The 18,669-nt window shown below is 70.8% G+C and carries 19 protein-coding genes; 10 read left to right on the top strand and 9 right to left on the bottom strand.

The window, feature by feature from the left end; genetic code table 11:
* Positions 1 to 33 precede the first annotated feature (33 nt).
* The 7 genes from murJ to VFV67_RS20955 all read left to right on the top strand — a co-directional run bounded on the left by murJ (position 34) and on the right by VFV67_RS20955 (position 7,492).
* On the top strand, positions 34 to 1,650 hold the full coding sequence (gene murJ / locus VFV67_RS20925; RefSeq protein WP_326472271.1) for a murein biosynthesis integral membrane protein MurJ: 1,617 nt from the start codon (positions 34 to 36) through the stop codon (positions 1,648 to 1,650).
* An 81-nt stretch (positions 1,651 to 1,731) separates the two neighbouring features.
* Positions 1,732 to 3,312 carry a protein kinase family protein gene (locus tag VFV67_RS20930; RefSeq protein ID WP_326472272.1) on the top strand — a complete coding sequence of 527 codons (1,581 nt, stop codon included), beginning with the start codon at positions 1,732 to 1,734 and terminating at the stop codon, positions 3,310 to 3,312.
* 55 nt (positions 3,313 to 3,367) lie between these two features.
* Positions 3,368 to 3,994 carry an RNA polymerase sigma factor SigM gene (gene sigM, locus VFV67_RS20935; protein ID WP_326472273.1) on the top strand — a complete coding sequence of 209 codons (627 nt, stop codon included), beginning with the start codon at positions 3,368 to 3,370 and terminating at the stop codon, positions 3,992 to 3,994.
* A complete protein-coding gene (locus VFV67_RS20940; RefSeq protein ID WP_326472274.1) occupies positions 3,991 to 4,761 on the top strand; it encodes a hypothetical protein in 771 nt (256 codons plus the stop codon). The genes sigM and VFV67_RS20940 overlap by 4 nt, the downstream gene beginning before the upstream one ends.
* A gap of 96 nt (positions 4,762 to 4,857) precedes the next feature.
* Positions 4,858 to 5,865 (top strand): thioredoxin-disulfide reductase, encoded by a 1,008-nt coding sequence (gene trxB / locus VFV67_RS20945; RefSeq protein WP_326472275.1) that lies wholly within the window; start codon positions 4,858 to 4,860, stop codon positions 5,863 to 5,865.
* A 43-nt stretch (positions 5,866 to 5,908) separates the two neighbouring features.
* Entirely contained in the window at positions 5,909 to 6,238 is a 330-nt protein-coding gene (gene trxA / locus VFV67_RS20950; RefSeq protein WP_326472276.1) for a thioredoxin, read from the top strand.
* A 105-nt stretch (positions 6,239 to 6,343) separates the two neighbouring features.
* Complete coding sequence (locus VFV67_RS20955) at positions 6,344 to 7,492, top strand: N-acetylmuramoyl-L-alanine amidase (RefSeq protein ID WP_326472277.1); 1,149 nt, start codon at positions 6,344 to 6,346, stop codon at positions 7,490 to 7,492.
* 17 nt (positions 7,493 to 7,509) lie between these two features.
* Here the strand turns inward: VFV67_RS20955 and VFV67_RS20960 are convergent, their stop codons facing one another.
* Positions 7,510 to 8,139 (bottom strand): GNAT family N-acetyltransferase, encoded by a 630-nt coding sequence (locus tag VFV67_RS20960; RefSeq protein ID WP_326472278.1) that lies wholly within the window; start codon positions 8,137 to 8,139, stop codon positions 7,510 to 7,512.
* 178 nt (positions 8,140 to 8,317) lie between these two features.
* Between VFV67_RS20960 and VFV67_RS20965 the strand changes: the two genes are divergently transcribed.
* Entirely contained in the window at positions 8,318 to 9,637 is a 1,320-nt protein-coding gene (locus VFV67_RS20965) for a PLP-dependent aminotransferase family protein (protein WP_326472279.1), read from the top strand.
* A 53-nt stretch (positions 9,638 to 9,690) separates the two neighbouring features.
* Complete coding sequence (locus tag VFV67_RS20970) at positions 9,691 to 10,656, top strand: D-alanine--D-alanine ligase (protein WP_326472280.1); 966 nt, start codon at positions 9,691 to 9,693, stop codon at positions 10,654 to 10,656.
* A gap of 98 nt (positions 10,657 to 10,754) precedes the next feature.
* On the opposite strand, the gene VFV67_RS20975 is transcribed toward VFV67_RS20970, so the two are convergent.
* The 8 genes from VFV67_RS20975 to rpmH form a co-directional block, all read right to left on the bottom strand.
* Positions 10,755 to 11,720 carry a ParB/RepB/Spo0J family partition protein gene (locus VFV67_RS20975; RefSeq protein ID WP_326472281.1) on the bottom strand — a complete coding sequence of 322 codons (966 nt, stop codon included), beginning with the start codon at positions 11,718 to 11,720 and terminating at the stop codon, positions 10,755 to 10,757.
* Positions 11,717 to 12,598 (bottom strand): ParA family protein, encoded by an 882-nt coding sequence (locus VFV67_RS20980; protein WP_326472282.1) that lies wholly within the window; start codon positions 12,596 to 12,598, stop codon positions 11,717 to 11,719. Before VFV67_RS20980 ends, VFV67_RS20975 begins: the two co-directional genes overlap by 4 nt.
* A 58-nt stretch (positions 12,599 to 12,656) precedes the next feature.
* Complete coding sequence (rsmG, locus tag VFV67_RS20985) at positions 12,657 to 13,322, bottom strand: 16S rRNA (guanine(527)-N(7))-methyltransferase RsmG (RefSeq protein WP_326472283.1); 666 nt, start codon at positions 13,320 to 13,322, stop codon at positions 12,657 to 12,659.
* 148 nt (positions 13,323 to 13,470) lie between these two features.
* Positions 13,471 to 14,040: a protein jag gene (locus tag VFV67_RS20990; protein ID WP_326472284.1), complete on the bottom strand. Its 570-nt coding sequence runs from the start codon at positions 14,038 to 14,040 to the stop codon at positions 13,471 to 13,473.
* Between the two features lie 27 nt (positions 14,041 to 14,067).
* The gene (gene yidC, locus VFV67_RS20995) at positions 14,068 to 15,255 is read right to left on the bottom strand and encodes a membrane protein insertase YidC (protein WP_326472285.1); all 1,188 of its coding nucleotides are present in this window, start codon (positions 15,253 to 15,255) and stop codon (positions 14,068 to 14,070) included.
* Positions 15,256 to 15,258: 3 nt separating this feature from the next.
* Entirely contained in the window at positions 15,259 to 15,612 is a 354-nt protein-coding gene (gene yidD, locus VFV67_RS21000) for a membrane protein insertion efficiency factor YidD (protein ID WP_414636306.1), read from the bottom strand.
* Entirely contained in the window at positions 15,609 to 15,986 is a 378-nt protein-coding gene (gene rnpA / locus VFV67_RS21005) for a ribonuclease P protein component (protein ID WP_326472286.1), read from the bottom strand. The genes yidD and rnpA overlap by 4 nt, the downstream gene beginning before the upstream one ends.
* Before the next feature lie 34 nt (positions 15,987 to 16,020).
* Positions 16,021 to 16,158, bottom strand: a complete 138-nt coding sequence (gene rpmH / locus VFV67_RS21010; RefSeq protein WP_326472287.1) for a 50S ribosomal protein L34 — start codon at positions 16,156 to 16,158, stop codon at positions 16,021 to 16,023.
* A gap of 545 nt (positions 16,159 to 16,703) precedes the next feature.
* Here rpmH and dnaA point away from each other — a divergent pair.
* Entirely contained in the window at positions 16,704 to 18,251 is a 1,548-nt protein-coding gene (gene dnaA / locus VFV67_RS21015) for a chromosomal replication initiator protein DnaA (protein WP_326472288.1), read from the top strand.
* Positions 18,252 to 18,669 lie beyond the last annotated feature (418 nt).

Here is an 18,669-nt window from a genome sequence, read left to right on the forward strand (position 1 = left end):
GCCACAGTGCCAGGAGTCGGACAAGCTAGCTCCGTGACCCCCAGCGGATCCGGGACCCGGCCGGCGCCCTCGCTCGCCCGGGCGACCGGCTCGCTGGCGATCGCCACGCTGGTCAGCCGGATCACCGGGTTCGGCTGGAAGGTCGTGCTGGCCTGGGTGGTCGGCTTCGGCGTGGTCAACGACTCGTTCACCATCGCGTCGAACTTCCCGACGATCATCAACGAGCTGCTGCTCGGCGGCGTGCTGAGCAGCGTCGTGGTGCCGCTGCTGGTCCGGGCCCAGAAGGACGACCCGGACGGCGGCGAGGCCTACACCCAGCGCCTGCTCACGGTCGGGCTGGCCGTGCTCGCGACCGGCACGGTGATCGCGGTCGCCTGCGCGCCGCTGCTCACCGCCGCCTACACCGCCGAGGCCGCCAACACGGCGCTGACCACCGGGTTCACCTACCTGATGCTGCCGGCGATCGTGTTCCTCGGGCTGAGCGCGATGCTGATGGCGATCCTCAACGCACGCCAGCGGTTCACCGCCACCGGCTGGGCCCCGGTGCTGAACAACGTGGTCATGTTCGTGGTGATCGGGCTGTACGCGGTGCTCCCGGGAACGATCACGCTGGATCCGGTCCGGATGGGCGAGGCCAAACTGCTGGTGCTCGGTCTCGGCCTGCCGCTCGGGCTCGCCTCGCAACTGCTGGTGCTCGTTCCGGCGCTGCGCCGCACCGGGTTCACCTTCCGGGCCCGCTGGGGCTGGGACCGGCGGCTGGCCGAGTTCGGCGGGCTGGCCGCCTGGGTGGTCGGCTACACGCTGCTCGGCCAGGTCGGCCTGGCCGCGATCACCAACGCGGCCACCTCCGGCGAGGAGGGCGGCGCGGCGATCTACGCCAGCACCTGGCTGCTGCTGCAGTTCCCGTACGGCGTGATCGGGGTCTCGCTGCTCACCGTGATCATGCCGCGGATGAGCTCGGCGGCGGCGGACGGCAACTTCCCGGCGGTGATCGACGATCTCGCGCTGGGCAGCCGGCTGTCGATCGTGCTGCTCGGCCCGCTGTGCGCGCTGATGACCGTGCTGGGTCCGCAGATCGGCATCGCGCTGTACTCGATCGGCAACTCCGACACGGACGCCACCCGGCTCGGCCTGTCGATCACCGCGTCGGCGTTCGGGGTGCTGCCCTACGCGATCGTGATGCTGCAGCTGCGGGTGTTCTACGCGATGAAGGACGCGCGCACCCCGACCCTGATCATGCTGATCATGACGGCGGTCAAGGTTCCGCTGTCCTACCTGTGCGCGGAACTGCTCGATCCGCGCTCGGTGGTGTACGGGCTGAGCTTCGTCAACTCGTTCACGTTCCTGGTCGGCGTGCTGATCGGGGAGATCTGGCTCCGCTCCCGGCTGGGCCGGCTGCGCACCGGCGAGGTGCTGCGCACGCTGGTCAAGACCCTGGTGGCGGCGACCTGGGGGGCCGGCGCGGCGCTGGGGATCGCGCTGCTGTTGCGCGCCGGCCTCGGTCCGGACTCGGTCGCCGCGGCCTGGTTGTCGCTGATCCTCGGCACGCTGATCGGCGGCGCGATCACGTTCGGCCTGATGACCCTGCTGCGGGTGCGGGAGACCGGCGCGGTGGTCGGGCGGATCACCGGCCGGTTGCGGCGCGGCTGATTTCCGATTGTTTTTCGGAGCCCGACGAGCGGCGCCCGGTTCACGTAGGCTCGTGGGCAAAGCGAGCCACGGAGAGTGCGGGTGACCACGAGGCGAACCGAGTTCCCCGGCGGCGACAGCCAGTCGCATCTGCCGGCGGCCGATGGGTTCCTCGTCCCGGGCACGGTCGTCGGCGCCGGGCGGTACCGGCTGCTCGGCCAGGTCGGTGTGGACGACCGGGTTTCCGCGCAGCTGTGGCGGGCCCGCGACGGTCAGCTGAACCGCGACGTGGCGCTCACCATGCTGGTCGGCGCGCTGGGCGACGGCGTCGCCGCCCAGGCCGCCAGGCGCACCCTGGACCGGTCCGCGCACGCCGCCCGGCTCGGTCATCCCGGCATGGCCCGGGTGCTCGACGTGCTCACCGTCGGCGGCGGGGTCAATCCGGACGAGGGTCTGCTCGGGATCGTCGTCGCGGACTGGTCGCAGGGCACCGATCTGGTCGACCTGATCGCCGACCGCCCGCTGCCCCCGGGCAGCGCGGCCCGGCTGCTCGAGCCACTGGCCGCGGCGGTCGAGCTGGCGCACCGCTCCGGGCTGGTGCTCGGCGTCGATCACCCGCAGCGGATCCGGCTCACCACGGACGGGCTGCGGCTGGCCTTCCCCGGCCCGCCGCCGGACGCCACGCAGCGCGACGACATCAAGGGCCTCGGCGCGATCCTGTACCTGATGCTCACCGGAACCTGGCCGCTGCCCGGCGGGCCGGACGGCGTGCCCCGGGCCCCGGCCGGCCCGAACGGGATGCCGGTGCCGCCCGGGACGCTGCGCCTGCAGGTGCCCGAGGAGCTGTCCATGGCCGCGATGCGCAGCCTTGAGGACACCTCGGTCGGCGGTATCCGGACCAGTGCCACGCTGATGGGGGTGCTCGGCCGGGTCGCGGAGGCCGATCAGCCCACCGAGCTGATCGACCGGGTGGTGGACAACCGCGGGGGACCCGGCGGTGGTCACGGCAGTGGCTATGACGACGGCCAGAACACGGTCTGGACCACCCGACCGCCGACGCCGGACAAGGCCCGCACCCGCAAGCTGATCATCGGGGTGAGCGCGCTCGGCGTGGCCACGCTCGGCGTGCTGATCTGGATCGGCACGCTGCTGGTCGGGTTCTTCGACGACGACTCGACCGGCACCGCGGGGCCGACCGTGGTGGCCACCCAGCCGGCCGAGAACCAGCCCAACGCCGCGCCACCGCAGCCGGCCGGGCCGATCCAGGCCGCCTCGATCACCGTCTACAACGTCAAGGGCGATCCGGACAACGCCAAGCGGGCCAACAGCGCCGCCGACGGAAACCCGAAGACGGCGTGGAAGACCTCCAAGTACAAGCAGCAGTTCCCGGTGTTCAAGCCGGGCATCGGGCTGATCGCCGCGTTCGCCGAGCCGCTGAAGTTCGCCACCGTGACGATCGACTCCCCGAGCGCGGGCACCACCGTGGAGATCCGCACCGCGCCGTCGGACAAGCCGGAACTGGCCGAGACCAAGGTGATCGGCACGGCCGAGCTGGGCGCAGGGCGCACCGAGATCTCGCTCAACAACGCCGAGCCCACCCAGTTCGTGATCATTTGGATCACGAAGTTGGGCGAGGGCAACATCTCCGAGCTCACCGAGGTCGGGTTCGTCCGGGCGCAGTGACCGGCCGCTCGCGCCTGGGCCGGGCCGGCCGATACCAGAACGCTATTCTCAGTGCGTGACCGCCGCAGCCGCCTCGGACGCCGCCCTGATGGCGGCCCATGCCGCGGGGGATCCACACGCGTTCGCCGAACTGGTTCGCCGGCACCGGGACCGGATGTGGGCCGTGGCCCTGCGGACGCTGCGGGATCCGGAGGAGGCCTCGGATGCCTTGCAGGAAGCGTTCATCTCGGCCTTCCGGGCGGCCGGCTCGTTCCGGGCCGAGTCGCAGGTCACCACCTGGCTGCACCGCATCGTGGTGAACGCCTGCCTGGACCGGGTGCGCCGCCGGCAGGCCCGGCCGACCGTGCCGCTGCCGGAGACCGGGCCGGGCGAGCCGGTCACCCCGCGGGACGCCATGTCCGAGCGGGAGACCCGGCTGGTGGTCCAGCGCGCCTTGGCCGAGCTGTCCGATGATCAACGGGTGCCGATCCTGCTGGTGGACGTCGAGGGCTACTCGGTGGCCGAAACCGCGCAGCTGCTCGGCATCGCCGAGGGCACGGTGAAGAGCCGGTGTGCCCGGGGCCGCGCCAAGTTGGCCAAAGTTCTCGGACATCTGCGGAACCCCGATGCAGATGCGAACGTCCCAGGTGACGCTGGAGAAGGGCGAACAGCCCCGGCCAGGCGGCACTGGGAGGGACGATGACGGACGCAAGAGGCCCGGACGGGCCGCCGTGGTCCGTCGACGTCCTTGCCGACCTGCACGCCGGCGTGCTTGATGCGGAGACCTCGGCCCGGCTGTGGCCGGCGGTGAACGCCGACCCCGAGGCGCGCGCGGTGATCGAGGCGCTGGACACGGTCAAGGTGGAGCTCGGGCAGCTGGCCGGTGCGCCGCCCGCGCCGATGCCCGCGCACTTCGCCGCCCGGCTCGACGCCGCGCTGGCGACCGAAGCCGGTCGGGCCCGGGCGCCCCGGCCGGCCGATTCCTCCGCCGCGCCCGTGATCGACCTGACCGAGGCCCGGCGGCGCCGTAACCGGCGGGTCGGCCTCGGTGCGGCGGTGCTCACCGCGGCCGCGGCCGCCGTCGCCGTGACCATCGCCATCTTTCCGTCGGGCTCGACCGGCGGCAGCCCGGTGCCCGGCCAGGCCGCGTCGGCGCCGGCGGCGACACCGCCGCTGCCGGTCGACACCGACAACATCTCCGCCGCCATCGGCGGAATCCGGGCGCAGCGCGATTACGGCGCGCTGAAGGACCAGTCAGGTCTGGATGAATGCCTGCGGGCCAACAACATCGACCCGACCAAGGCGGAGACCCTTGGCGTCCGCCCGATCATGCTGGACCGCACGAAGCCGGCAATAATGGCAATGCTCGGCACGGGTGAACTGGGGAAGTTCCGGGTAGTCATCGTCGAGCCGACCTGTTCCGCGGCCAACCCGGGCCTGCTGGTCGACACTCCGCTGCCGACCCGCTGAACCACCGGCGGGGTGCCCCCCGTCACCCCCGACCCCGGAACAACCGGCCCCTACGATCGTGTTGACACCGATGCAACCGATCCAGACGGAGGCCTGATGTCCCAGGACACCAACGAGATCCGCAACCTGATCATCGTGGGTTCCGGACCGGCCGGCTACACGGCGGCGGTGTACGCCGCGCGGGCCCAGCTCGACCCCCTGGTGTTCGAGGGCAGCCAGTACGGCGGCGCCCTGATGACCACCACCGAGGTGGAGAACTACCCGGGCTTCCGGGACGGCATCATGGGCCCCGACCTGATGGAGCAGATGCGCACGCAGGCCGAGCGGTTCGGCGCCGACCTGCGCAGCCAGGACGTCGAGAGCATGGACCTGACCGGCCCGGTGAAGTACGTGACCGTGAACGGCGAGCGGTTCGCCGCCCGGTCGGTCGTGCTCGCCATGGGTGCCGCCGCCCGCTACCTGCACGTGCCGGGTGAACAGCAGCTGCTCGGCCACGGCGTGTCGTCCTGCGCGACCTGCGACGGGTTCTTCTTCCGCGACCAGGACATCGCGGTGATCGGCGGCGGCGACTCGGCGATGGAGGAGGCCACCTTCCTGACCAAGTTCGCCCGCACGGTGACGATCGTGCACCGGCGCGAGGAGTTCCGCGCCTCCCGGATCATGCTGGACCGGGCCAAGACCAACCCCAAGATCCGCTGGCAGCTCAACTCGGTGGTGACCGAGGTGCTCGGCGACGGCTCGGTGAGCGGCATCGCGCTGCGCGACACGGTCACCGGCGAGGAGTCCCGGCTGCCGGTCACCGGCGTGTTCGTGGCGATCGGCCACGACCCGCGCAGCCAGCTGGTGCGCGACCAGGTCGACGTCGACGCGGACGGCTACGTGCGGACCTACCCGGAGCGGGGCGGCGCCAGCTACACCAACCTCGACGGCGTGTTCGCCGCAGGCGATCTGGTGGACCATGTCTACCGGCAGGCGGTCACAGCGGCCGGCACCGGCTGCGCGGCGTCCATCGACGCCGAGCGCTGGCTGGCCGAGCACGGCACCGAGGCGGCCGCGCTCGCGCCGGAGCTGGTCGGCGGCGGCTACGCCAAGCCCACCCAGTGAACTTCTCCCGACCTCCGTCCACACACCCGAGGAGAGATGCAGCATGGCCGCAAACACCGTCGTCGTGACCGACAGCTCGTTCAGCACCGACGTGCTGGGCAGCGACAAGCTGGTGCTGGTCGACTTCTGGGCGACCTGGTGCGGCCCGTGCCGGATGGTCGCACCGGTGCTCGAGGAGATCGCGGCCGAGCACCAGGAGACCCTCACCGTGGCCAAGCTGGACATCGACGAGAACCCGGCCACCGCGCGGGACTACCAGGTCATGTCGATTCCGACGCTGATCCTGTTCAAGGGCGGCGAGCCGGTGAAGCAGATCGTCGGGGCCAAGCCCAAGGCCGCCCTGCTCAACGACCTGGCCGACTACCTGGGCTGACCCGGCCGGCGCCACCCTGCGAGCCCCGGCCCGGCCGGCAAGGCACAATGAGAGAGCGTCAACCGCGCCGGTACCGAGCCGGTGCCATGAGCCGAGCGAGGGTGCATGCGCGTACTGCGCCGCGGTGATGGGGGACCAGCCGTTGCCGAGGTGAGGTCGACTCTCGCGGCACTCGGTCTGTTACCGCAGCCCAACGGCAACGGCGCGGGAGACGGCTACGACGAGGCCGTCGAGCAGGCCGTGCGGGCCTTCCAGCAGCAGCGCGGGCTGATCACCGACGGGGTGGTCGGCCCGACCACCTACCGGGCCCTGCGCGATGCCACCTACCAGCTCGGTGCCCGCCCGCTGGCCTACCTGGTGTCCGCCCCGGTCAGCGGGGACGACGTACTGCACCTGCAGGTTCGGCTGCTCGAGCTGGGTTACGACGCCGGCCGCCCGAACGGGGTGTTCGGCCCGCAGACCGAGCTGGCGCTGCGCAGCTTCCAGCGGGACTGGGGAATCACCGTCGACGGCATCTGCGGCGCCGAGACCGTGCGGGCGCTGCGCCAGCTCTCGCCCCGGGCCAGTGGCGGCCGGCCGGTGCTGCTGCGCGAGCAGGAGGTGGTCCGCCGGGCCGGGCCACGGCTGCGCGGCAAGCGGATCGTGATCGACCCGGGCCACGGCGGTCCGGATCCGGGCGTGGCCGTGGCCGGAGTCTACGAGGCCGAACTGGTCTGGGACCTGGCCCGCCGGCTCGAGGGCCGGATGATGGCCACCGGCATGGAGGCGCTGCTCTCCCGTGGCCGGGACACCAACCCGGACGAGGCGCACCGGGCGCACTTCGCCAACGACGAGGGCGCCGACCTGTTCCTGTCGCTGCACTGTGACGCGAACGCCTCGCCGCTTGCGGCCGGCGTGGCGAGCTTCCACTTCGGCACCGTGCACGGCACCACGTCCACCCTCGGCGAGACGCTGGCCGGGTTCATCCAGCGCGAGCTGGCCGTGCGCACCGGCCTGCAGGACTGCCGCACGCACCCGAAGACCTGGGACATCCTGCGGCTGACCCGGTGCCCGGCGGTCCGGGTGGAGATCGGCTATCTGACCAACGCGGGGGACCGGGAGCGGCTGGCCGACGCGGCGTTCCGGGACGTGGTCGCCGAGGGCATCCTGATCGCGGTCAAGCGGCTCTACCTGCTCGGCGTGGGAGACCAGCCGACCGGCACGTTCACCTTCGCCGACGTGCTGGCCCACGAGCTGGTGGGCAAGGCCGAATAGCCCGGTCCGAACCGGGCTCACCGCTGCAGGGCCGGAGCGGCGGTGCTCACCGACACCGTGCCGAGCAGCTGGGCCAGCGCCGCCTCCACGTCCTCCTTCCAGGACAGGGCGGTGCGCAGCTCGAGCCGCAGCCGGGGCCAGCGGACGTGCGGGCGGACGGTCTTGAATCCCACGGAGAGCAGGAAATCGGCCGGCAGCACGCAGCTGGTGTCGGTCTCGTCCGGCCGGGTGTCGCCGAACGCCTCGATCGCCTTGACCCCGCGCCTGGTGAGGTCCTTGGCCACGGCCTGCACCAGCATCCGGCCGAGGCCGCCGTTGCGGAACTCCGGCAGCACGTGGAACCCGGTCAGCACGACCGCGTCCGGGCTGACCGGCGAGGTGGGGAACGCGGAGGCGCGCGGCACGGCGTTCGGCGGGGCGTAGAGGACGAAGCCGACCGGGAGCTTGTCGCTGTAGACGATGCGCCCGCAGGAGCCCCATTCCAGCAGCACGCTGGAGACCCAGGCCTCCTTCTCCAGCTCGGTGGTGCCGAACTCCTCGGCCTGCTCCTTCAGGTGCGGCGCGAGCTCCCAGTAGACGCACGCCCGGCAGTGCTTCGGCAGGTCGTCGAGGTTGTCCAGCGTGACGCCAACGACGCGTCGCGACACCTGACCTCCCCGCTCAGCAGCTGATCGCGTGCCACCCCGACCGCGCGCGAACACGACAAAGCCGCGCGCGCCCCGAACAGGATAAGCCGGTCGGGGCGCAACCGAAACTCCACGGAGGGCTCTCCACCATCCGGTTACACTCGGGCGCATTGACCAGCACATTCGCGACGGAGCCGGCATGAGCATACCGGGTCAACCACCCGAACGGGTGGGGGCACGCAGTCTTGATCCGCACCTGCACCGGTATGCGGCGCGCGCTGTCGGCATGACCGCCTCCGAGGTCCGGGCGCTGTTCGCGGTGGCAAGCCGGCCCGAGGTGGTCTCGCTGGCCGGCGGGATGCCCAACCTGGCGGCGCTGCCGCTGGACTCGATCGCCGCCGAGGTGGCCGGCGTGGTGAGCCGGGACGGGCTGGTCGCCCTGCAGTACGGCTCCGCACACGGCCTGCCGGAGCTGCGCGAGCAGATCTGCGAGGTGATGGCCATCGAGGGGGTGTCCGGACATCCGGACGACCTGGTGGTCACGGTCGGCTCGCAGATGGGGTTGGACATGGTCACCCGGATCTTCTGCGACCCGGGCGACGTGGTGCTGGCCGAAGGCCCGTCCTACGTGGGCGCGCTCGGTACGTTCGCCGCCTACCAGGCGAACGTGGTGCACGTCGGACTGGACGGCGAGGGCCTGTCCCCGGAGGCGCTGCGGGCGGCGCTGGCCGCGGCGGAGACCGCCGGGCGGCGGGTGAAGTTCCTCTACACGATCCCGAACTTCCACAACCCGGCCGGCATCACGCTGGCCGTGCGCCGCCGGGCCGAGGTACTGGACATCTGCGCTCGGCACGGGGTGCTGGTGGTCGAGGACAACCCGTACGGGCTGCTCGGCTTCGACGGGCAGGTCTACCCGGCGCTGCGCTCGATGGACCCGGACAACGTGGTGTACTTGGGCTCGTTCTCCAAGACGTTCGCCGCCGGGCTGCGGGTGGGCTGGGTGCTCGCGCCACACGCGGTGCGGGAGAAGTTGGTGCTCGCCGCGGAGGCGGCCACGCTGTGCCCGCCGACCCTCAACCAGATGATCGTGTCCCGGTACCTGGCCACGCACGACTGGCGCGGGCAGATCAAGTCCTTCCAGTTGGCCTACCGGGAGCGCCGGGACGCCATGCTGGCCGGGCTCGAGCAGCACATGCCGGCCGGCTGCACCTGGACCAGGCCGGAGGGCGGGTTCTTCGTCTGGCTGACCGTGCCGGAGGGGGTGGACACCAAGGCGATGCTGCCCCGGGCGGTGACCGCCCGGGTGGCCTACGTGTCCGGCACCGGCTTCTACGCCGACGGGCTGGGCAGCCGGCAGATGCGGCTGTCGTTCTGCTACCCGACCCCGGAGCGGATCCGCGAGGGGGTCCGGCGGTTGGCCACGGTGCTCGCCGAGGAGCTGGACCTGTATGACACCTTCGGACCGGCCGCGCTGCGAACCGGCTCCGGGCCTCAGGTTCCGTCGCCCGACACCGCCTGAGTCCGGAGTGGACGTCCGAATCAGACTGACCAATGTGGACTGAGGAGTACCGAGTGTCCGATCTCTGTGTTGCGGTGCTCGCCGGCGGGCTCACCCATGAACGCGAGGTGTCCCTGCGGTCCGGGCGGCGGCTGTCGGCCGCACTGCGCTCGGTCGGCGTCGCGGTCGAGGAGTGGGACGCCGACGCCGCGCTGATGACCAGGCTGCGCACCGAGCGCCCGGACGCGGTGATCATCGCGCTGCACGGCGACCAGGGGGAGGGCGGCTCGATCCAGACCGTGCTGGAGCTGCTCGATGTGCCGTTCGTCGGCAGCGACTCGCACGCCTGCCGGCAGGCCTGGGACAAGCCCACCGCCAAGGCCGAGCTGGCCAGGGCCGGCCTGACCACGCCGGACTGGGTGGTGCTGCCGCAGAGCACGTTCCGCGAGCTCGGCGCCCAGGCGGTGCTCGACGCCATGGTGGCCCGGCTCGGCCTGCCGATGATGCTCAAGCCGGACCAGGGCGGGTCGGCGCTCGGCGCCCAGGTGGTGCGCGACGCCGCCGACCTGCCGGCGGCGATGGTGGACTGCCTGGCCTACGGCAACACCGTGCTGGCCGAGCGGTTCGTGGCCGGTGTCGAGGTGGCGGTCACCGTGGTCGAGGACGAGTCCGGGCCGGTGGCGCTGCCGGCGGTGGAGATCGTCCCGGAGAGCGGGGTGTACGACTACACCTCGCGCTACACCGCCGGCCTGACCGACTTCCACACGCCGGCCCGGCTGGACGACCGCGCCGCGGCCGCCGTGGCGGAGCTGGCGGTGGCCGCGCACCGCCTGCTCGGCCTGCGCGACGTGTCCCGCACCGACGCGATCGTGGCGGCCGACGGCACGGCGCACTTCCTTGAGGTCAACTCCTCGCCCGGACTGACCGAGACGTCACTGCTGCCGATGGCGATCGAGGCCGCCGGCCGCTCGCTCGGCGACATCTACGCCGGCCTCACCGAGCGGGCCATCGCCCGAGCTGTTCCGCCTCTCCGGAATTAACTGCTGTCGTTAGGTTCCAGCGGAAGTGCGGCTGGCGGGTTGGTTGTGGCTGGGTGCCGTCACGGTGCCCTGAGGTTGCGGTGGTTGGGTCGAGACTTTCAGCCAGCATCCGGGGACATTAGGGCGACGATGCGTTCCAGGTCGTCGACCGAGCCGAACTCGACCACGATCCGGCCCTTGCGCTTGCCCAGCTCGACCTTGACCCGGGTGTCGAACGTGTCGGACAGCCGCTCGGCGACGTCCTGCAGACCGGGGGCCTGCATCGGCTTGCGGGCCGGCGGCCGAGGCTTGGCGGCCGGCGCGTTCTTGGCCAGCGTGACGGCTTCCTCGGTGGCCCGCACGGACAAACCCTCGGCCACGATCCGGGCCGCCAGATCCTCCTGCTGGCCCGCCTCATCGAGGGCGAGCAGCGCCCGGGCGTGCCCGGCGGACAGCACGCCGGCGGCCACCCGCCGCTGTACCGGCAGCGGCAGCTTGAGCAGCCGGATGGTGTTGGTGATCACCGGGCGGCTCCGGCCGATCCGGTCGGCGAGCTGCTCGTGCGTCACGTTGAACTCGGCGAGCAGCTGCTGGTAGGCGGCCGCCTCCTCGAGCGGGTTGAGCTGGACCCGGTGGATGTTCTCCAGCAGGGCGTCGCGGAGCATCGCGTCGTCCGCGGTCTGCCGGACGATCGCCGGGATGGTGTCCAGCCCGGCCTGCTGGGCGGCGCGCAGCCGGCGCTCGCCCATCACCAGCTCGTAGCTGTCCTCGGCCAGCTCCCGCACCACGATCGGCTGCATCAGCCCGAACTCGCGGATCGAGTACTCGAGCTCGGCCAGCGCCTCCTCGTCGAACACCTGCCGCGGCTGCTTCGGGTTGGGCTTGACCGATCCGGTCGGCACCTCCCGGTACACCGCGCCCGCCACGCTGCCGCTCGGCGGCGCGGCGCCCGGCTGCCCGGAGTCCACGCTGCCGCCCCGCTGCGGCGCCGGCAGCCGCACCACCCCCGGCATGCCGTCCGCCCCCGGGCTGCTCGGAATCAGCGCGGCCAACCCGCGCCCGAGCCCACCCTTCCGCTCCGTCATTGATTCCCCTTCTCCGCAGCAGCGCCCCGCTCGGCCATCTCACGGGCGGCGTCGAGATAGCTCATCGCGCCCCGCGAACCTGGATCGTAGGTGAGCACGGTCTGGCCGAAGCCGGGCGCCTCGGAGACCTTCACGCTGCGCGGGATGACGGTGGTGAGCACGGTGTCACCGAAGTGCCGGCGCACCTCGGCGGTGACCTGGTCGGCCAGCTTGGTCCGGCCGTCGTACATGGTGAGCAGGATGGTGGACACCCACAGGTTCTGGTTGAGGTGGTTCTGCACCAGCTCGATGTTGTTCAACAACTGACTCAGCCCCTCCAGCGCGTAGTACTCGCACTGGATCGGGATGAACACCTCCTCGGCCGCCACCATCGCGTTCACGGTGAGCAGGCCGAGTGAGGGCGGGCAGTCGATGAACACGTAGTCCGGCCGGATGTGGTCAAGCACGTCCGGGGTGAGCGCCTCCTTGAGCCGGGACTCTCGGGCGGTCATCGCCACCAGTTCGATCTCCGCACCGGCCAGGTCGATGGTGGCCGGTACGCAGTAGAGGTTCTCGGACTGGTCGCTGAGCACGGCGGCCTCGGCCAGTGAGACCTCACCGATCAGCGCCTCGTACACCGACGGGGTACCGGACCGGTGTTCGACGCCAAGCGCCGTGCTCGCGTTGCCCTGCGGGTCGAGGTCGACCACGAGCACCCGCAGGCCGCGCATCGCCATGGCGGCGGCGAGGTTGACCGCGCTCGTGGTCTTGCCGACGCCACCCTTCTGGTTGGCCACGGTCAGCACGCGGCGGCGGGTGGGCCGGGGGAACGGCTCATCCGGGTGCAGCACCCGGGTCGCCCGCTCGGCTTCCTCGGCGATAGGGGTCCAGCCGGTCATCGGTGGCACCTCCCTCGAACCGCGCGTTGCGCCGCGTGTTCCACGTGAAACATGCCCACTACCGGTCCTTCCTGATCCGCCGGTCTCGGTGGCCGACGACCTTCTTGTCCACGACCACGACCGTCGCCGGGTCGGTCACAACCTTCACCCCACAGCTCTCGATCCGCGGCTCGGTGCCGCCGGCGCGCGCCACGGCGTCCCGATCGCGGGTCACCTCGTCCACCGCGCTGGCCCCCTTCATGGCCAGCAGCGTGCCACCCGTGCGTAATAGCGGAAGCGCCCACTCAGTTAGTTTGGCCAACGGAGCGACCGCCCGCGCGACAACGACGTCGGCATCCGCGAGTTGCCGCCGAACCGCCGGCTCCTCGGCCCGGCCACGGACCACGGTCACCGCCAGCCCGAGGGTGGCGACGACGTACTCGAGCCATTCAACCCTACGAGCCATCGGCTCAAGAAGAGTGATCTCCAGATCCGGCGCCGCAATGGCCAGCGGCACGCCCGGCAGTCCGGCACCGGAGCCCAGATCGACCACCCGAGCGTCCCGGGGGACCAGTTCGCCGATCACGGCCGAGTTCAACAGGTGCCGGTCCCACAGCCGGTCGACCTCCCGGGGACCGATCAGCCCGCGCTCGACCCCGTGCTCGGCGAGCAACTCGGCGTACCGCACCGCGCGCGCCAGCCCGGGGCCGAACACGTCCTCCGCGCCCGGCACAGCCTCCGCCATCCACCCACCCATCGACGTTTCACGTGAAACCCGGAACGGCGCCCATTGTTCATGACCCTCGGAACGACGCCGGCGACCCCCGGTGTTTCACGTGAAACGCAGAGGACGCGGCCCGCCGAAGCGGACCGCGTCCTCTGGTACCTGCCGGTCAGGTCTGCGGGAACACCACCACCCGGCGCCGGGGGTCCTCGCCCTCGCTCTCGCTGTGCACGCCCTTCAGCGCGGCCACCGCGTCGTGCACCACCTTGCGCTCGAACGGCGTCATCGGCTGCAGCCGGATCCGCTCGCCGCTCGCCAGCACCTTCTCGGCGGTGGCACGACCGAGGTCGCTCAACTCCTTGCGACGGTCGGCCCGCCACCCGGCGATGTCCAACATCAGCCGGCTGCGGGTGCCGGTCTCCTGCTGTACCGCCAACCGGGTGAGCTCCTGCAGCGCCTCGAGCACGTTGCCCCGCGGGCCCACCAGCTTCTCCAGATCCTCACCGCCGTCGATGCTCACCACCGCCCGGCCGGCCTCGACGTCGAGGTCGATGTCGCCGTCGTAGTCGAGCAGGTCCAGCAGGCGCTCGAGATAATCACCGGCGATGTCACCCTCGCGGACCAGGAGGTCCTCCGAGGAGCCGGCGGAGCCGTTCTTGTCCGACTCCGCGTCGACATCGTCGACTTCGTCCTCCGCCGCCTCCAACTCGACGTCAGACTCCTGCACCGTTTCCGGCACGGCACTCTCCTCTCCAGGCCGGCGCGCCTAGCGGTTCTTCCGGCCTGACCTCTTGCTACGGGATCGGTCTGTGATCAGACCGGGAACCTCGGAGCCGTCGTCGGACGGCTGGCTGTTCGCTGGCTTGGCAGTGGCGGGCTTGGCGGTGGCGGGCTTGGCGGCCGTTGGTCGCTTGGCGGCCGCCGTGGTCCGCCGGGCGGCCGGCGGCTTCTTGGCCGCGGCCGAGCCATTGTCCTCGGCCTCCGCCGGCTTCGCCGCGTCGTCCCCGGTCGCCTCATCAGCCGCCGACGGCTTGGCCGGCTTCGCGGTGCCTCCGGTGGACTTGGCGGTGCCGGCCGGACGGGCGGTCCCGGCAGGCCGCTTCTTCGCCTGGGTCGGCCTGGCGCCCGGCTTCGGACCCAGCGAGGCACGCTTCTCCGCGGCCACTGCCTTCTTCTCCGCTTCCTCGCGGTCGATCCGGACGTAGACGATCCGCTGCTGCATCAGCGTCCAGCCGTTGTTGGCCAACCAGTAGATCAGCAGACCGATCGGGAAGAAGAAGCCGAAGATCAGCACGCCGAGCGGGAACATGTACAGCGTCAGCTTGTTCATGATCGCCGTCTGCGGGGTGGCCGCTTCCGGGTTCTGCCGGGCCACCGAGTGCCGGGCGGTCAGGTGGGTGAGCGCGCTGGCCAGGATCATCAGCGGTACCGCCACCGCGATCACGCCGCCCCGGGTGACCCCGAACGCGGTGAGCTGGTCGAGCGGCTGGGTGATGAAGTTGGACAACCCCGCCAGGCCGAACAGCTTGGCGTTGATGTACGAATCCACGCCCTGGGCGTCGAAGAAGTAGTTCTCGGTCTTGCCCGGCGCGAACGAGCGCAGCACATGGAACAGACCGATGAACACCGGGATCTGCAGCAACATCGGCAGGCAGCCGCCGAGCGGGCTGAAGCCGTGGTCGCGCTGCAGCTTCTGCATCTCCGCCGCTTGCTTCTGGCGGTCGTTCGCGTACTTCTTCTGGATCTTCTTGATCTCCGGCGCGAACTCCTGCATCTGCCGCATCGAGCGGACCTGCTTCACGAACGGCTTGAACATGATCGCGCGCAGCGTGAAGACCAGGAACATGATGGACAGCGCCCAGGTGACGCCGTTGTCGCTGCCGAACACGTGTCCGAAAACCCAGTGCCAACACCAGAGGATGAAGGACACGGGGTAATAGATGAAGTCGAGCACGAACTACTCCTCGGCGGCGGGGCGGTGAGCCGGGCACGAACCGGCCGACTCGTCGGAACGATTACGGGGGCGCCGGACCGGAACCGGGTCCCACCCTCCACGGTGCCATGGTCCGCAGCGCAACAGCCGGCGGACGGTCAACCAGGTGCCGCGCAGCGCGCCGTGCACGGTCAGCGCCTCGAGCGCATAGGCACTGCAGCTGGGTTCGAACCGGCAGCTCGGCGGGAGAACGGGGGAGATCCAGGCGCGGTAGCCACGAACGGCGAGCAGCAGCAGCCGGGCGATCGGACCGGGACGGGTGGGGTCGGCGGGCCGCGGGTCTGGCTCAACCCGCTCGACGGTCCCCGAACCGATCACCGCACACCGCCATCGTCGTTCGACATCAGCCGCAGCCGGCGTAGCGCGGCGTCCAGGTCCTGCCGGAGCTCGGCGCTGGATGCGGCCGCGGCCAAGGGCAGCGCTCGCACGATCAACGCGCTGCCCGAGGGGAGAGTTCCGAGCCGGTCGGCCACCGCGTGCCGCAACCGGCGGGTCACCCGGTGCCGGGTGACCGAGTTGCCGACCGCCTTGCTGACCACGAAGCCGGCCTTCACCGCCGGTGCCGGGTCCGGCCCGGTGGCCGGCGAGAGCAGCACGTGCACCACGATCCGCGGGCCACCGACCCGGCGACCCTGGCGGGTCACCAGCCGGAAGTCCTGGCTGCGGGTCAGCCGCGCGGTCGCGGGAAGCACGGTGTGGGACCTCTGCTTCTTCCCGGCCGGCGAGTCAGGCCGACAGGCGGGTACGGCCCTTGCGCCGGCGGGCCGCGAGAATCGCCCGGCCGGCCCGAGTCCGCATGCGCAGGCGGAAACCGTGGGTCCTCGCCCGGCGGCGATTGTTCGGCTGGAAGGTGCGCTTGCTCACGGTCGGACTCCCGGTGCTGGCTAACCACGTGGTGCGTCAGTTAGATGTCGGTCTGGTAGGTCGCGCCGTCCGGGCGGGGTGCGCACGCGGCGACCATATGCCGGGCACGCGAAACACGCCCACCGTTCACGGGGACCTAGTTGAGGTTACGCACCCTGATCGCGGTGGCCAAATCGGGGTATGCCCTCGACGGTCCGTGAGGCTCAAGTCACTCCATCGGTACCGCCTGGCGACACGCCGACCTCGTTCGGATGTTTGCCTACCGTCGCGTCTTGTGGCATAGCCCGACCCTTGTTAGCGTGCGGGCTCTTGGTTGGCCAGATGGGAGTGGGAGTCCCCGCTGCGCGACTGAAGTAGGTTTGAACCCCCGCCGCCGGTTCAGGCGCACTTTCGTGCACAGTTGTGGACAACTCTGTGGATGCCGCGTGGCATCCGGACCGCGCGTGTCGACACGGGAGGCCCGGCATGGTGCGACTCGCCACGGGGGTGAGTCGTGGGGGCTGCGCTTCCGCGCGGCCCGGGATCGGGGGGAGGGAAGCCACCAGGTGTCCGATCATCAGCTGAACCTCGGTGTGGTGTGGGAACAGGTGGTCCGGGAACTGTCCGCGGGAACCCTGTCCCCACAACAGCGCGCCTGGATGCGGGTGACCAGACCGATCGGTCTGCTGGACGGCACCGCGCTGCTCGCCGCGCCGAGTGACTTCGCCAAGGACGCAATCGAACGCGCGCTGCGCGGGCCGATCACCGACGCGCTGTCCCGCCGGCTGGGACGCGAGGTTTCCCTTGCGGTCAAGGTCGATCCGGTCGGCACGCCGCCGCCACCGCCCGGACCGCGCGGCAACGGCAACGGTCCGCATGAGCCACCGGTCGGCAACGGGATGGAGGTGCCGGACCCGCTCTCCCTTGGCGTGGAACCGGAAACCGACATCGACGCGGCGGACGAGGTGGACGAGGAGGGCGAGGCGCTCGCCACCGTGCACGAGATCTGGCCCACCTTCACCGGATCGCAGACCACGACCGGACAACCGTTCACCGCACCGGCCCAGCCGCAGACCTCCAAGACCCGGCTCAACGAGAAGTACACCTTCGACACGTTCGTCATCGGTGCGTCCAACCGGTTCGCACACGCCGCCGCGGTCGCGGTGGCCGAGGCGCCGGCCCGGGCCTACAACCCGTTGTTCATCTGGGGCGAGTCCGGACTGGGCAAGACCCACCTGCTGCACGCGGTCGGGCACTACGCGCAACGGCTGTTCCCCGGTATGCGGGTGCGCTATGTGTCCACAGAGGAATTCACCAACGACTTCATCAACTCGCTGCGCGACGACCGCAAGGTGGCCTTCCAGCGCCGCTACCGGGACATCGACATCCTGCTGGTCGACGACATCCAGTTCCTGGAAGGCAAGGAAGGAACCCAGGAGGAGTTCTTCCATACCTTCAACACGTTGCACAACGCCAACAAGCAGATCGTGGTCTCGTCGGACCGGCCGCCGAAACGCCTTGAGACGCTGGAGGACCGGCTGCGCACCCGGTTCGAGTGGGGCCTGATCACCGACATCCAACCGCCCGAGTTGGAGACCCGGATCGCCATCCTGCGCAAGAAGGCCGCGCAGGACCGGCTCGCCGCGCCGGCCGAGGTGCTGGAGTTCATCGCCGCCCGGATCGAGCACAACATCCGCGAGCTGGAGGGCGCGCTGATCCGGGTCACCGCGTTCGCCTCGCTGAACCAGCAGCCGGTCGATCTCGGGCTGGCCGAGATCGTGCTGCGCGACCTGATTCCCGACTCCCAGGTTCCGGAGATCAGCGCCGCCACGATCATGGCGGTCACCGCCGAGTACTTCGGCGTGACGATCGACGATCTGTGCGGGCCTGGCAAGACCAAGGCGCTCGCCCAGTCCCGGCAGATCTCCATGTACCTGTGCCGGGAACTGACCGATCTGTCGCTGCCCAAGATCGGGCAGACGTTCGGCGGCCGCGACCACACCACGGTCATGCACGCGGACAAGAAGATCCGCAAGGAGATGGCCGAGCGGCGGCGGACCTACGAGCAGGTCCAGGAGCTCACCTCGCGGATCAAGCAGCGCGCCCGCGGCTGATCACAACTTCGTCACATGGCGACGGTTGCGCGCCGTTCGCGGATGTCTTTGCACATGCACCCTGTGTACGGCCTGGGCATGGACCCACCCACAGCTGGGGATCGGCCTGTGGACAACTCGGGCCGGTTGTGGAACGCCGCGCCGCCGCACCGGATCCATCCACGGGTCGGCGAGCTGTCCACGGATCGGGCACCGGACTCGTCCACAGTCCACCGGGCCGTGCGACCTGCGCGGGCGCCGGCTGTCCACACAACCCACAGGACCTACTACTACGGCTGTTCTTCCTCTCTAAAAAGAATCAAGAAAAGAACAACAGGCGCGTGATTGCGGGCACGTGGCACCGGCTACGGTTGACGTCCACCGTCAAGGTGTGTCCCGGGGCATGCATACCCGCCCAGTGCGGCGTCGAATCCCCCCG

Origin of the sequence: Actinophytocola sp. (assembly GCF_035762905.1) — a bacterium.
Lineage (GTDB): Bacteria > Actinomycetota > Actinomycetes > Mycobacteriales > Pseudonocardiaceae > DASYTH01.